This is a genomic window from Colwellia sp. F1 (assembly GCF_056238625.1).
In genome coordinates, this window is the sequence record NZ_JBWDLI010000007.1 from 160866 (window position 1) to 175286 (window position 14421).

A 14421-nucleotide genomic window follows, 5' to 3' on the forward strand; every position below is an offset into this window, starting at 1 on the left:
CGTTTAGTACCTTAAAGGAAGTTTAGTTGAAAATGATTAAAAAATCTCTTTTATTACAAACGTTTTTAACCGTTGTTTGCAGCTTGGTTTCTACAAATATATACGCGAGTGTTTTCGTTGCTATCACGATTGACGAACCCCAACATCATTACGCAAAAGTACATATTATATTTGACAGTTTAGCTACAGAACGCGCGAGTTTTCATTTGCCTGCATGGCGGACAGGACGTTATGAGATACTTAACCTGGCCAATGGTATTCGTGGTTTTGCAGCTATGGATGGTAATGGTAATCAACTACAGTGGGATAAAGTAGATAAAGACACTTGGCAAGTTCGGGGTACGCTAAATAAAAAAGTTCAGTTGAGCTATCAGGTCTATGCTAATGAGTTAGCCCTGAGAACTCGCCATATTGATGACAGCCATGCTTTTCTCGATGCTTCAGCGGTGGTGATGTATCACGACGCTTTTCGTGATACAAAGCATATTGTCGACTTGCAGGTTCCTGCGAATTGGCGCAGTGTTTCTGGGCTTGAAAGTAGTCAAAATATACGTAAAAAACCAAGCAGTAAACAACGCAACAACAATATACAGCGATTTATTGCTAAAAATTATGACATTCTAGTGGACTCCCCCATTGAAACTGGGCTCAACGAGCATCATCAATTCTCGGTAGAAGGGCGTAATTATGAGTTAGTTATCTGGGGTGAAGGCAATTATAACAGTGCAAAAATCGTGGCTGATTTAAAAACGTTAGTGCAGCAAAGTAAATATATTTGGGATGATACTCCCTTTAAGCGTTATGTATTTATGGTACATGCAACGAGTGGAGCACGTGGTGCGACTGAGCACATTCGCTGTTGAAAAAAACAGTCCTGCTTGGCAGGCCGGTTTAACCTTAGGTGATATTATTGTGGCTGTTGATGGTTTGCGCATAGCAAATACACACTTAGCAAACAGGTTAAATGACTATAAGCCGGAAGATCAAGTTAGTGTCACCTTTTTTCGCCGAGATAAGTTAGAAACTAAGAAAATAACCTTAGCCAATAAGCCAAAAAAACAATTAAGGGTTATGCCGTTAGCTAATGCAAGTAAAGTGCAAAAAGCGTTCTTTGAATACTGGACAGGAGTGGCTTTCCCAAAAGGTGGTGCTTAATAATGCTAACTATCTGTGTTGAGAATAAAAGTTGAGCCTTGAGTCAGAGTAGGCTAAGTCAACGCTTAAAAGTACTGATAACAAGTTAGAAGTAAGCAAAGCTAATCACTTACCTCTAACGAGAAACAAAAGCCCTATTGCCTTAATGTTCTTGCTGCTGGAGCAGAGCTGATATGAGTACTTCTAAAGGGGTTTATGTCTAGACCGCCACGGCGGGTATAGCGGGCGAATACCGTTAATTCTGTTAACTGGCAATATTGTTGTAAATCACAAAAAATTCGCTCAACACATTGCTCATGAAATTCATTATGTTGGCGAAACGATATTAAATATTGTAATAAAACACTGTGATCGATTGGCCGTCCTTTATAGCTGATATAAACACTTGCCCAGTCTGGTTGGTTGGTAATCAAGCAGTTTGATTTAAGTAAATGACTAACAAGGTTTTCACTAACAACATCGGCAGTAGGGGCGCTATCGACAATGTTTTTTTGTGCTTGGCTCAACAGTTTTGCGTTATAGTGGTAGTTATCTACAGTGATATCTGCATCATCAATGCAAATAACGTCTGGCTTATTAGTATTAATCGTTAGCGCGGAACACTCTTCAACTGAGAATAGCTTTACTTGTGCTTGTGTGCCAGCAGTCGCCGATAAATCTTTGACCAGTATGTTTTGCACTTCATCAACATTAGCAAATTTACTTTGATTAAAACTATTTAAATACAATTTAAATGACTTAGACTCAACTAAATTGGGGCTAGAACAGGCAAAACGAAACTCGGCTACGGCCACTATAGGCTTTCCCTTGTTGTTTAACCACGATAATTCATAGCCATACCAAACATCTTCACCAATAAAGGGCAAACAGTCGGGCGCTAGTGATAATTCATCTCTATTTAAGCTTCTTGGTACCCCTTGTAATAAATTTGGGTTATATTCACTACAATATTCGGTCGCTTTACCAAGCGTTAGATTGCTAAGTTCTTTTGAGTTTTGGTAGGTTGCCATATTTTTTCTTATGCTATGAAAATGTTCATACCCTATGTTAAAGGATCTCTGAATTAGATGACATCATCAAATCAAGATAAAGCCGGTTTAGTCGAAATATTGCAGCAATTCTCTAGAGAATACGTCAATCAATACCAAAATAGGCATTCGCATTTACCTAAAATAGAGCACGACACACAGTGGCCTTCGCCTTGTGAAGTTTCTAACGTGAAAGACACAACAAAGTTATTACCGGGAGAGGTGTATTGGCAACCGATAAATATGGAGGTTGAACAAGCGTTAAGTTTTGATAACGTAGAAACTGCGTTAGCAATAACCTTACATCAAGATATTAAAACGTACTTTACTACATTTTTTAGCGACAGCCTTACAGCAACATGTGAAGAAGGCGGGCTGTCGTTATTGTTTGCATGGAATAAAGCTGATTTTGAACGCTTACAAGAAAATTTAATTGGCCATATTTTAATGAAACGGCGGTTAAAACAAACAGAAACTATATTTTTTGCGGTGACAGACGAAGAGGATATTATTATTTCTCTTGACAATAATACCGGCGCAGTCTGGGTAGAGCGTGTCGGCTGTAAGCCGCATAAAAAATTAGCTGACACCCTTGGTGAGTTTATTACTCAACTAACACCAGTATGTGAGTAACGACACTTTTTAAGGTGAATACTCATGAGCTAGGCGCAAGCTAAGATAACTAGTATCGCCTTAATGTTAATTTAGCATAAATATTCACTTACTATCACTTATCGGTTAGTCAACAGTGTGTTGCTTTACTAATTGCGTAACAAGTGATTTTACTTCAAGGATTTCTTTTTTCATACTCATCAATTCATTTTTCATCTCCAGCAACTCGCTTGGTAACTCATCTACAAAGCTACTTGGTGCTATTGAGTCATTGCTGGTTTGTTTTGAGAGATTACCCTGCTTAGTTTCAGGTAAAAGGGCAAAGTCAGGCTCATGTTGCCAAACCTTTAATGTTGCAATAATCGTGGGTAAGGGGACACTTTTAGTTAATTTCGCTTTGATCAAGGCAACTGTTGGTTTATTGCCTTTATTGGCAATTTGATTTGCTAAAATTAATATTTCATCTTTTATTGTCATCGCTGATACATTATTTTCTACTATTTTAGCCGATAATAGCATCATCTTGTTTAAGTTTAGCTATGTTTTTAGTATTTAATTATATTGCCCTATTATTAAAAAAAGCTGTTAAGGTAATATGTGTTTTAACAAGTAATGTAATTTTATTGGAGAACTACTATGTCTGAGACTGTTTCGCCAGATAACGAACGAGATATAAGAGCAGCCTACCTTAGTGCAAAAGAGCTAAAGTTAGCAGCCTCGTTGCTGTTTCAATCTTATCATGACGATCCCGTATTTTTAGAGATATTTAACAGTGACAAAGAGGGGTATGAACAAAGGCTAAGAGCGGCTATCAGAGAAGAGCTAAATACTTTCTGGCAAGCAGAACAGCCTATCATAGGGTTGTATCTTGGTGATTCTATGGTGGGTGTCGCTTGTTTAAATAGCCCTGACGATAGTGTAGGCAGCGAAAGGTTTTGGCACTGGCGCCTTAAAATGTTACTTACTGCGGGTTATTTAAGTACTAAGCAAATGATCGAAAAAGAAAAAACAGTACTTGCAGCAGTCCCATTAAAAAAATTTCATATGCTCGCTTTTATTGCCGTCCACCCTTTACATCAACATCATGGCTTTGGTCATTACTTAATGGCAGCAGTCAATACTGTTCTTAAAGAACATAGTGACAGTCAAGGGGTAGCAGTTTATGCGACTTCAGGAAAATTCAGGGCTTTTTTTGAAAGCGCAAACTATGAATTCATTAAAGACTTAACTGTGGGTAAAGTGTCTGGCGCAATAATGGTTCATTATAGAAAATAAGCAATTATTTGTTATTTTTTATGTATAGTTTACATTATCGCCTGTTATTGGGCTTGTACCAAAATATTCTTCTGGTACAATCAGTGCCTTAATTTTTTTTAGGTCGTTACCAAGTATGGTTATAAAAGCTCAAAGCCCTGCCGGATTTGCCGAGCAATATATTGTTGAATCTATTTGGAATGGCGGTTTTCCTCCTGGCTCAATTTTACCAGCAGAGCGAGAATTATCAGAGTTGATAGGTGTTACCAGAACAACACTCAGAGAAGTGCTGCAGCGCTTGGCACGTGATGGTTGGCTAACAATAAAGCATGGTAAACCCACCAAGGTGAATAACTTCTGGGAAACATCAGGCTTAAACATTTTAGAAACATTAGCCCACCTCGACCAAGAAGGCGTGCCAGATTTAGTCGATAACTTATTATCTGCCCGCACCAATATTAGTGCGATATATGTGCGTGGCGCTATTAAAAACAATCCTAAAAAAACGATCGAATTATTAAGTGCTTACCTTGATGTTGAAGACAGTGGTGAAGCATTTGCTGAATTTGATTATAAATTAAATAAAGAACTCGTCGTTGCTTCACAAAACGCAATATACTTACTTATCTTAAATGGCTTTAGAGGCCTATATTCACGCATTGGTAGTTTATACTTTGCCCACCCAACGGGGCGAGAAATATCTAGAGCCTACTACCAAAAACTAATAGAGCTAGCGCAAGAAAACCGTTTTGATGAAGCCATTTTTGCGGTACGAAAATACGGTGTTGAATCTGGGAAGCTTTGGGGAGAACTAAAAGCTGATGTGCTTAAAGAGCTAACGGAAGATTAAAACCGTTACGTTCGTTGTCAATTGATACCAAGCATAACCAACGATAAAATCAAAACAATAGTTGTTAAAGTACAAGTGTTAACCCAAATCTAGGTTATCTGGCTAACCTGAGTAAAAGAAATAAAAAACGAGCTTTACAGCTCGTTTTTTATTAAATTTTTTAAGCTTTGCTATTAAGCTGAAAAGTTTTCGCTTGCAAAATCCCAGTTAGCTAATGCCCAAAAACCTTCCATGTACTTAGGACGTAAGTTACGGTAATCAATGTAATAAGCATGTTCCCATAAATCTACAGTAAGTAATGGTGTAACACCTTCATCAGTTAATGGTGTTGCAGCATTAGATGTATTAACAATGGCTAAACTGCCATCAGCATTTTTTACTAACCAAGTCCAGCTTGAACCAAAGTTATTAATTGCACTGTCAGTAAATTTCGCTTTAAAGTCAGCGAAAGAGCCAAAGCTTGCTACAATAGCGTCAGCTAAAGCGCCCGTTGGTTCACCGCCACCATTTGGGCTTAAGCTATTCCAGTAAAAAGTATGGTTCCATATTTGAGCGGCATTATTAAAAATGCCCGCAGAAGACGTTTTAACTATTTCTTCTAATGATTTAGAAGCAAATTCAGTACCTTCAATTAAACCATTTAATTTTACTACGTAAGTGTTGTGATGCTTTCCGTAGTGAAATGATAAGGTTTCTGCAGAAATATGCGGTTCTAGGGCATTTTGTTCATAAGGTAATGCAGGTAATTCAATAGCCATCGTGCTCTCCAAGTTCTTTATTTTAAAGTTACAGTCTATTCGTGAATAGGGGTATATTTTCCAATAAAACTTGAGTAAAATACTCAAGTATTAAGTTTATACTATCTTGAATAACTAATGTATAGATATAGGGACTACTTACTAGCTTTTCAAGTATATAAACTTATTTTTTAAGTATTTATTATATTGAATTGAAAAGTGAAATTTCGTCACCACTATATTTTCAATGCAAGTTTAACTAAAAATTCAACTCAGTGTATTCAACTCAGTGTAATGAGTATTATTTTTAGAACTAATTATTTTTTAGGGGTTATCATGGAAACTATTGAACGCATTAAAGAGCAAATCAGCGAAAATACCGTATTACTATACATGAAAGGTTCACCCAAATTACCAAGCTGTGGTTTTTCTTCACAAGCATCTCAAGCGTTGATCTCATGCGGTGAACAATTTGCTTATGTTGACATTCTACAAAACCCAGACATTCGAGCTGAATTACCAAAATTTGCAGACTGGCCAACTTTTCCACAGCTTTGGGTTGAAGGTGAGTTAGTTGGCGGTTGTGATATTATTTTAGAAATGTTTCAACAAGGTGAGCTACAAACCTTAGTAAAAGAAGCAAGTGCTAAAAACACTTCTGAACAGCCAAGTGCTGAATAAGAGTAAAAATAAATATCAGCAGTGCAATTGATATTTGTTAAATTATCACTACATTGGTAGTGAAGTAGTAAATCTAACAATAAATTTTTCATCGTTAAAGCTATCTAAATAGCTTTATACAAAAATAACGGAGCATAAAATGAGCGTATTAGTTGGTCGTCAAGCACCAGATTTCACAGCAGCGGCAGTATTAGGTAGTGGTGAGATTGTAGATAGCTTTACATTAAGCGAAACTATAAAAGGTAAAAAAGCTGTATTGTTCTTCTATCCATTAGACTTTACTTTTGTTTGTCCATCAGAGCTATTAGCTTTTGACCACCGTATCGAAGCATTCAAAAGCCGTGGTGTTGAAGTGATTGGTGTTTCAATTGATTCACAATTTTCACATAACGCATGGCGTAACACCCCAGTTAACGAAGGTGGTATTGGCCCAGTACAATATACTTTAGTTGCCGACACTAAACATGAAATTTGTCAAGCTTATGATGTTGAACATCCAGAAGCAGGCGTTGCATTTCGTGGTTCTTTCTTAATTGATGAAGAAGGTGTAGTTCGTCATCAAGTGATTAATGATTTACCTTTAGGCCGTGACGTAGACGAAATGTTACGTATGGTTGATGCATTACAGTTCCACCAAGAACACGGTGAAGTGTGTCCAGCCGGTTGGAATAAAGGCGACAAAGGTATGACAGCTTCTCCAGAAGGCGTTGCTTCTTACCTAACAGATAACGCTGATAAACTTTAATATTACACTGACAACCTTAATGTGTAATTCAGTTTGTTAACCCATTAGGGATGTACTGAATTGTTAATAAAAAGCTAGCGTTTTTTGACGTTAGCTTTTTTTTTACCGTTTTTTTGCTATTCATCACTCACTGCCGGCGCTAATGGCCAGCCACCTAAGCTCTGCCATTTATTGACAATATGACAAAATAACTCAGCCGTCTTTTCTGTGTCATAAAGCGCAGTGTGTGCTTCACTGTTATTAAACTCAATTTGAGCCGCCTCACAAGCTTTAGCTAAAACAGTTTGCCCTAACGCTAATCCTGCTAAAGTGGTGGTGTCAAAACTTACAAAAGCATGAAAAGGACTGCGTTTAATATTATTACGCGCTGTGGCAGCGTTTAAAAAGCCTAAGTCAAAGGCCGCATTGTGCGCAACAATAATAGCGCGTTGGCACCCAGCAGCTTTCATTTTCTTTCTCACTAACTTGAATATAGTTTTTAAGGCTTCTTCTTCTTCAACTGCGCCTCGCAATGGGTTGGTGGGGTCAATGCCGGTAAACTCTAGCGCTTTAGGTTCTAAGTTAGCCCCTTTAAAAGGGTGAACATTAAACTGTATTGTTTCGTCAATTGAAAGTTTGCCAGAATCTTCATCTAGCGTTAATACCGACGCGGCTATTTCTAATAGTGCATCGGTTTGCGCGTTAAAACCTCCCGTTTCAACATCAATAACAACGGGGAAATAACCACGAAAACGCTGTGCTAATAATGGCTTGTTTATTTCTTCAGTTTCTTGTTCTGCTTTTATTTCTACTGTGTCTGGCATATTATCAACTGTACTCATTTAGAAATGCTTTAGCGCAATTATCTCAGAAAAATACATTAAACACGATAGCAAGCACCACTTCATTAATTATATGGCAGTTCTTTAATTGATGAGAGCATCGATTTGACCAGGTTTTCCAATAGCGTGGTTTAAATAAAGTAGGTAGAGAAGAAAGTTAAAGGTGTGTAAAAAGAGAGTGATAGCTAGTTTAACTGCTATAATGTTAGTCAAACTAGCCTCAATATCATTAAACTAATAGCATAAACAGAGTACAAGAAAGCGAAAATAATCGATAAAATATTAAAGTTATTTGAGTGCTAGGCGATACAAGGGTTGTCACTAATTAATTATGTAATAAATATTATGAAAACAAACGCTTCAAATACATATAAATTACTATTCTCACCATCATTTTTTATGGCAGTTTCAGTGGCGCTTTTTTTTAGCCTTGTAACCAATCAAACACAGGCAAATATTCGCCAATATAGTGCAGACCTTGGCAGCTCAAAGTGGCAACTGGCAGATGAGTCTCGTTTACAGTGCACATTAGCACATCAAATTCCTAACTATGGGCAAGCACGTTTTTCAGCTAAAGCAAGCCGTAAACTAAATATGGAATTTGAACTTGATATGTTGCTTTTACCTGACAATTATTCCCTTGCGCAAGTTCGCAGTGAATCACCTAACTGGCGGCCTGGTCATGGGGGTAAAGTGCTGGCAGACATGAAATTGCATAAGCAGTTTAACCCTAGTCTACCTAAAAAAGTGGCTTGGGCAATGCTAAATGAGTTAGAGCGAGGTATGAGCCCAACATTTTATTATAATGATTGGCACAGTGAGCAAGACAAGATTTCTGTGGGGTTATCAACGGCACGCTTTAAAAGTGCTTATAAAAACTTTGTTTCCTGTGTAGCAGGGTTATTAAATTATAGTTTTGATGATATAGCCTACACGGTTTTAAATTATCAATCTAATAGTGATCAGTTTACTAAAGCATCACAACGACGTATCGATATGATCAAAGAATATTTGAGTTTAGACCCTGAACTTGAGTTGGTGTTGATTGATGCTTACTCTGATAGCTATGGCGGTCGTTGGCCAAACCTTAAGTTATCTGAGCGTCGCGCCTATAAAATACGTGATTACTTTGTTAAAAATGGCATTGATGCCAGCCGTATTGAAGCGAAAGGTTATGGGGAAAAGCGACACATAGCTTCTAATGCTACAACCCTTGGACGTGGTAAAAACCGCCGCGTAGTAATTCAAATGCAAAAATTATAAGTACTGTAAATATTTCTTTATGTATTCTTAGTTTATTACACAGATAAATAATACGAATGAGTTGAATAGGCTTGTTGATTCGAAGTAATCTACAAGCCTATTTTTTTTGTGTTTTAGGGTAATCTAAATGAACAATGTTAAACGCTTTATATTGATAGCAATATTAACAATTTCGCAAGTAGCGACAGCAGCAAAAAAGCCACCATTAAATGATACTTATACTTATGCTAATTATGATCAAGTGGTCACTACACACCTTTATTTAGACTTAGCCGTCGACTTTGAACAAAAAATGTTATCGGGCTTTGCCCAATTGTCATTAGAATGGCTAACAGATGAACCCCAAAAGGTTATTTTAGACACCCGTGATTTAGTGGTTGATAGCGTATTGGCACAAACCAACCAAGGCCAATGGAAAAACGTTAACTTTAAGTTAGCTAAGCGTGACCCTGTGTTAGGGGCAAAGTTGACCATAGACACCCCATTTAAAGCAAAAAAAATACGTGTTTATTATAATTCAACAGAAAAAGCGTCTGGCTTACAATGGTTATCAGCTGAACAAACTGCGGGCAAAAAAAAGCCTTTTCTGTTTAGCCAAAATCAAGCAATACATGCACGTTCATGGATCCCTATTCAAGATACGCCAAGTGTTCGACTAACGTATACCGCTAGAATAACCACAGACAAAGACTTGTTAGCCGTAATGAGTGCTAATAATGAACCTAACACAGAGCGTGATGGCGACTACTTCTTTTCTATGCCACAACCGATTCCCGCTTACTTAATTGCTATTGGAGTAGGTGACTTACACTTTAAAGCAATGAGTCATCAAACAGGTGTTTATGCTGAACGCTATATTTTAGATGCGGCAGTGGCCGAATTTGACGATACCCAAGCAATGATCAACAAAGCTGAAGCAATGTATGGCAAATACCGTTGGGGTCGTTATGACTTATTGATATTACCCCCAAGTTTCCCTTTTGGTGGTATGGAAAACCCGCGTTTAAGCTTTATCACTCCAACCGTTATTGCGGGTGATAAAAGCTTAGTCAACTTAATTGCTCACGAATTAGCACATTCATGGTCTGGTAACTTAGTGACCAATGAAAGCTGGCGTGACCTATGGCTAAATGAAGGCTTTACCAGTTATGTTGAAAACCGCATTATGGAAGCCGTTTTTGGTACAGAAAGGGCTGTTATGGAACAGGCGCTTGATGCACAAGATATAAAGAGTGAAGTTGCTCAACTACCACCTGCTGATACACAGCTTTATATTGACTTGAAAGGACGAGATCCAGACGATGCTTTTTCTGGTGTGCCGTATACCAAAGGCCAACTGTTTTTGATCTATTTAGAGAAACAGTTTGGCCGTGATCGCTTCGACGCCTTTGTCTCAGAGTATTTTGACAACCATGCCTTTGAAAGCCTTGGTACGGCCAACTTTATTAAATACTTGAAAGAAAATTTAACACATAAATTCCCCAATATTGTGAGTGATGCCGAAATTAATGAATGGATTTACGGGCAAGGCTTGCCAAACACAGTACCTAAGCCAACGTCTAATGCGTTTAATATTATTGACCAGCAAATAGCAACTTGGTTAGCAGATAATACCACTTTAGCGCAATTACCAACAGCGGGCTGGACCTTGCACGAGTGGTTACATTTTATTAATAATTTACCAACCAATATAAGCACTCAACGCATGGCGGCACTTGATGAAGTCTTTAATTTAACGCATAGTCAAAATACTGAAATTGCTCATGCTTGGTATTTATTATCAATACGTGCTGGCTATGATGTTGTTTATCCTGCTATGTCTGAATATTTAATTTCGATTGGTCGTCGCAAATTAATAGTCCCTTTATATAAAGAACTCACACAAACAGTATCAGGAAAAGCATGGGCGCTTAAGGTCTATAAAACAGCAAGACCGGGTTATCATGGTTTAGCACAAGGCACGATTGACAGCATTTTAAAAAATTAACTGTAGCCTTGTTAATTATTTATAATAAAAGGCTCATTAGGGCCTTTTTTATTGATATAATGAAATGAATTACGTTATTATTTTTCTTTAGAGGCTCTGTGAATGTCGGAAATTGAAAACCGCCCAACAAACTTTATTCGTCAAATTATTGATGCTGATCTTGCTAGCGGCAAGCATACTTCAGTGCAAACACGCTTCCCACCTGAGCCTAATGGCTTTTTACATATAGGCCATGCAAAAGCAATATGCTTAAGCTTTGGTATTGCGCAAGACTACAATGGTTTGTGCAACTTACGTTTTGACGATACAAACCCAGAAAAAGAAGATATTGACTACGTACATGCTATTCAAAAAGATGTGCAGTGGTTAGGCTTTCAATGGGCAGGGGAGGTTCGTTATTCTTCAGACTATTTTGAGCAACTACATGATTTTGCCGTTGAACTAATAGAAAAAGGCTTAGCATTTGTTTGTTTTTTAAATGGCGATGAAATGCGGGAATACCGCGGCACATTAAATAAGCCCGGTAAACATAGCCCTTACCGTGATACTTCGGTAGAAGAAAACCTAGCATTATTTAAGAAAATGCGTAATGGTGAATTTAAAGAAGGCGAATGTTCTTTACGCGCTAAAATTGATATGAGCTCGAGCTTTATGTGTATGCGCGACCCTATTATTTACCGTGTACGCTTTGCGCATCATCACCAAACAGGCGATAAATGGTGCATTTACCCAATGTACGACTTCACCCATTGTTTATCAGACGCGATTGAAAATATTACTCATTCACTTTGTACTCTTGAGTTTCAAGACAACCGTCGCTTATATGATTGGGTTATTGATAATGTCTCTGTCGAGAGTAAGCCGCATCAATATGAGTTCTCGCGTTTAAACCTTGAATATACATTAATGAGTAAGCGTAAATTAAATACGCTAGTAGAAGAAAAGCTGGTTGATGGTTGGGACGATCCGCGTATGCCGACCATCACTGCTTTTAGACGTCGTGGTTATACACCTGCTTCAATGAGAGAATTTGCTAAACGCATTGGTGTTACCAAAATGGAAAATACCGTTGAAATGAGCGTATTAGAAGCGTGTATTCGTGAAGACCTAAATGATAATGCACCACGTGCTATGGTCGTTTTAGACCCTATTAAGTTAGTGATAGAAAATTACCCTGAAAACAAAACAGAATCATTAACAGTTAAAAATCATCCTAGTGACGACACACAAGGCACTCGTACTGTACCATTTAGCCGAGAGCTTTATATTGAGGCAGAAGACTTTAAAGAAGAAGCCAATAAAAAATATAAACGCCTAGTGCTAGATAAAGCTGTGCGCTTACGTGGTGCCTATGTAGTAACCGCTACGCGCTGTGATAAAGATGAACAAGGCAACATAACGACGGTTTACTGTAATTACCTTGAAGACACTTTAGGCAAAAATCCAACAGACGGCACTAAACCCAAAGGTGTTATTCATTGGGTAGACGCTGACAAGTCACTTGATGCTACAGTACGTTTATATGATCGTTTATTTACTGTGCCAAACCCAGCAGCAGAAGATGACTTTAAAAAGGTGATTAACCCAACGTCCTTGGTCACAATTAATAACGCAAAAGTAGAGCCATCATTAAACAATGCAAAACCAGAGCAAGCATTTCAATTTGAGCGTCAAGGTTACTTTTGTTTAGACAATAAAATTGAAAACTCAGGGGAGCTTGTTTTTAACCGAACGGTTGGCTTGCGTGATACCTGGGCTAAAATATCTCAGTAAGTCGCTGGTTTATTAAGACGGGCTTACCAATGGCTAACGCTAGTTAGCCATTACATTAAGTAGACTGCCAGTGTGACATAACACTAAAAAACCCAGTATTAACTTAATAAAACACATTAATTTAATACTGGGTTTTTTATTAATTATTGGAACAATTACAGAAGGTATTTAACACTCAGCTTTTAGTGCTCAAACTTATGCTTGAGCCCACTTATGTACAAGTGCTAAGTAACATAACGGCACGAGTTGAGTACAATAAAACTTATAATTTAGGGATACGAATTTTTTTCTCTTCACTTTGACGGTAGATTACCAGAGTTTTTCCTATCACTTGTATTTTTGTTGCCTTAGTTTCACGACAAATAGCATCAACAATTAAGCCTTTTGTTTCTCTGTCTTCTGTTGGTATTTTTACTTTAATCAATTCATGATGATTCAGCGCATAATCAATCTCGGCAACAACAGCTTCAGTTAAGCCATTGTTTCCTAGTAAAACAACAGGTTTTAGTGGGTGAGCAACACCTTTTAAATATTGTATTTGTTTCTTATTTATAGTCATTAAAAAATTTCGATAGTGGTTAGCTTGAATTATCGCTATTTTACCCTTATCTAAGGGGGAATATCAATTCAATTCCTTAGGCCAAGTACTTACTTTAGCGTACTCACTTTAGCGAAGCGCAGTAAACTGTTATAATAAGTATCCATCGTTGGTAAAGCGCTTTTTAGGGTAAAAAATGGCAAAAAATACGGCAAAAGGCCCAATAAAGAAAAAACACACTAATAGTTCACAACGCTGGCTTGATGAACACTTTGAAGATGAATACGTTAAAAAAGCAAAAAAATTGGGTTTACGTTCTCGTGCTGTTTTTAAGATTGAAGAAATAAACAACAAAGACAAGCTAATCAAACCAGGTATGAAAGTAGTTGATTTAGGCGCAGCCCCTGGCGGTTGGTCTGAATATGCTGTGAAAGCAGTAGGTGACAACGGGCAAGTGATCGCTTGTGATATTTTATCAATGGATGCGATTGTCGGGGTTGATTTCTTGCAAGGTGATTTTCGAGAAGAAGCTGTACTCGAGGCATTATTAACAAGAATAAACGGTAAGACTATTGATGTGGTGATGTCAGATATGGCCGCCAATATGACAGGTAATGAAAGTGCTGATTCTGCCCGCAGCATGTATTTAGTAGAATTAGCGCTAGATATGTGTCACCAAGTATTAAAGCCTAATGGTGCCTTTGTTGTTAAAGTATTTCAAGGTGCTGGCTTTGAAGAGTTTATGAAAACAGCACGCAGTGTGTTTAAAACAGTAAAAACCCGAAAGCCTGAATCATCACGTGCACGTTCACGTGAAGTCTATCTAGTTGCGACAGGGTTTAATGGATAAAACTGCAAGTAAATATCAGTTTGCTTCTACTTTATTTATATTAGATACGTTAAGATATATCGAGTGATACACAAGCTTAATTTCAGTTGCACATACCGCTTTATGCGGGCAGGGCATAAGTACCGAC

General features: G+C 37.7%; 16 protein-coding genes. 11 read left to right on the top strand and 5 right to left on the bottom strand.

All coding sequences use genetic code 11. The features are described 5' to 3' along the window. The first annotated feature begins 32 nt into the window (after positions 1 to 32). Positions 33 to 863, top strand: coding sequence for a M61 family metallopeptidase (locus tag AC0UA9_RS08660; RefSeq protein ID WP_475659287.1), 831 nt, complete (start codon positions 33 to 35; stop codon positions 861 to 863). Next, on the top strand, positions 838 to 1155 hold the full coding sequence (locus tag AC0UA9_RS08665) for a PDZ domain-containing protein (RefSeq protein ID WP_475659289.1): 318 nt from the start codon (positions 838 to 840) through the stop codon (positions 1153 to 1155). The genes AC0UA9_RS08660 and AC0UA9_RS08665 overlap by 26 nt, the downstream gene beginning before the upstream one ends. Positions 1156 to 1289: 134 nt before the next feature. On the opposite strand, the gene queF is transcribed toward AC0UA9_RS08665, so the two are convergent. After that, complete coding sequence (gene queF, locus AC0UA9_RS08670; protein ID WP_475659291.1) at positions 1290 to 2165, bottom strand: NADPH-dependent 7-cyano-7-deazaguanine reductase QueF; 876 nt, start codon at positions 2163 to 2165, stop codon at positions 1290 to 1292. A gap of 57 nt (positions 2166 to 2222) precedes the next feature. Between queF and syd the strand changes: the two genes are divergently transcribed. Continuing rightward, positions 2223 to 2816 carry a SecY-interacting protein gene (gene syd, locus AC0UA9_RS08675; RefSeq protein WP_475659292.1) on the top strand — a complete coding sequence of 198 codons (594 nt, stop codon included), beginning with the start codon at positions 2223 to 2225 and terminating at the stop codon, positions 2814 to 2816. Between the two features lie 105 nt (positions 2817 to 2921). Here syd and AC0UA9_RS08680 read toward each other — a convergent pair whose 3' ends face one another. Next, on the bottom strand, positions 2922 to 3317 hold the full coding sequence (locus AC0UA9_RS08680; protein WP_475659294.1) for a hypothetical protein: 396 nt from the start codon (positions 3315 to 3317) through the stop codon (positions 2922 to 2924). A 114-nt stretch (positions 3318 to 3431) separates the two neighbouring features. Between AC0UA9_RS08680 and AC0UA9_RS08685 the strand changes: the two genes are divergently transcribed. Beyond that, a complete protein-coding gene (locus AC0UA9_RS08685) occupies positions 3432 to 4070 on the top strand; it encodes a GNAT family N-acetyltransferase (protein WP_475659296.1) in 639 nt (212 codons plus the stop codon). A 115-nt stretch (positions 4071 to 4185) separates the two neighbouring features. Then, a complete protein-coding gene (fadR, locus tag AC0UA9_RS08690; RefSeq protein WP_475659298.1) occupies positions 4186 to 4899 on the top strand; it encodes a fatty acid metabolism transcriptional regulator FadR in 714 nt (237 codons plus the stop codon). 173 nt (positions 4900 to 5072) lie between these two features. Here the strand turns inward: fadR and sodB are convergent, their stop codons facing one another. Next, positions 5073 to 5657: a superoxide dismutase [Fe] gene (gene sodB / locus AC0UA9_RS08695; RefSeq protein ID WP_475659299.1), complete on the bottom strand. Its 585-nt coding sequence runs from the start codon at positions 5655 to 5657 to the stop codon at positions 5073 to 5075. A 315-nt stretch (positions 5658 to 5972) separates the two neighbouring features. On the opposite strand from sodB, the gene AC0UA9_RS08700 reads away from it, so the two are divergent. Together AC0UA9_RS08700 and AC0UA9_RS08705 are read left to right on the top strand one after the other, a co-directional pair. Further along, entirely contained in the window at positions 5973 to 6317 is a 345-nt protein-coding gene (locus tag AC0UA9_RS08700) for a Grx4 family monothiol glutaredoxin (RefSeq protein ID WP_475659300.1), read from the top strand. Positions 6318 to 6456: 139 nt separating this feature from the next. Further along, positions 6457 to 7062 (top strand): peroxiredoxin, encoded by a 606-nt coding sequence (locus AC0UA9_RS08705; RefSeq protein ID WP_475659301.1) that lies wholly within the window; start codon positions 6457 to 6459, stop codon positions 7060 to 7062. 116 nt (positions 7063 to 7178) lie between these two features. On the opposite strand, the gene rnt is transcribed toward AC0UA9_RS08705, so the two are convergent. Then, a complete protein-coding gene (gene rnt, locus AC0UA9_RS08710; RefSeq protein WP_475659356.1) occupies positions 7179 to 7865 on the bottom strand; it encodes a ribonuclease T in 687 nt (228 codons plus the stop codon). 417 nt (positions 7866 to 8282) lie between these two features. Between rnt and AC0UA9_RS08715 the strand changes: the two genes are divergently transcribed. From AC0UA9_RS08715 to glnS, 3 genes are all read left to right on the top strand, one after another. Beyond that, a complete protein-coding gene (locus AC0UA9_RS08715; protein WP_475659357.1) occupies positions 8283 to 9146 on the top strand; it encodes a flagellar protein MotY in 864 nt (287 codons plus the stop codon). A gap of 127 nt (positions 9147 to 9273) precedes the next feature. Then, positions 9274 to 11133 (top strand): M1 family metallopeptidase, encoded by a 1860-nt coding sequence (locus tag AC0UA9_RS08720; protein ID WP_475659303.1) that lies wholly within the window; start codon positions 9274 to 9276, stop codon positions 11131 to 11133. A gap of 102 nt (positions 11134 to 11235) precedes the next feature. Continuing rightward, a complete protein-coding gene (gene glnS / locus AC0UA9_RS08725) occupies positions 11236 to 12906 on the top strand; it encodes a glutamine--tRNA ligase (protein WP_475659305.1) in 1671 nt (556 codons plus the stop codon). Between the two features lie 262 nt (positions 12907 to 13168). Here the strand turns inward: glnS and yhbY are convergent, their stop codons facing one another. Then, on the bottom strand, positions 13169 to 13465 hold the full coding sequence (gene yhbY / locus AC0UA9_RS08730; protein WP_475659306.1) for a ribosome assembly RNA-binding protein YhbY: 297 nt from the start codon (positions 13463 to 13465) through the stop codon (positions 13169 to 13171). A 175-nt stretch (positions 13466 to 13640) separates the two neighbouring features. Between yhbY and rlmE the strand changes: the two genes are divergently transcribed. Next, positions 13641 to 14294, top strand: coding sequence for a 23S rRNA (uridine(2552)-2'-O)-methyltransferase RlmE (rlmE, locus tag AC0UA9_RS08735; RefSeq protein WP_475659307.1), 654 nt, complete (start codon positions 13641 to 13643; stop codon positions 14292 to 14294). Positions 14295 to 14421: the final 127 nt, after the last annotated feature.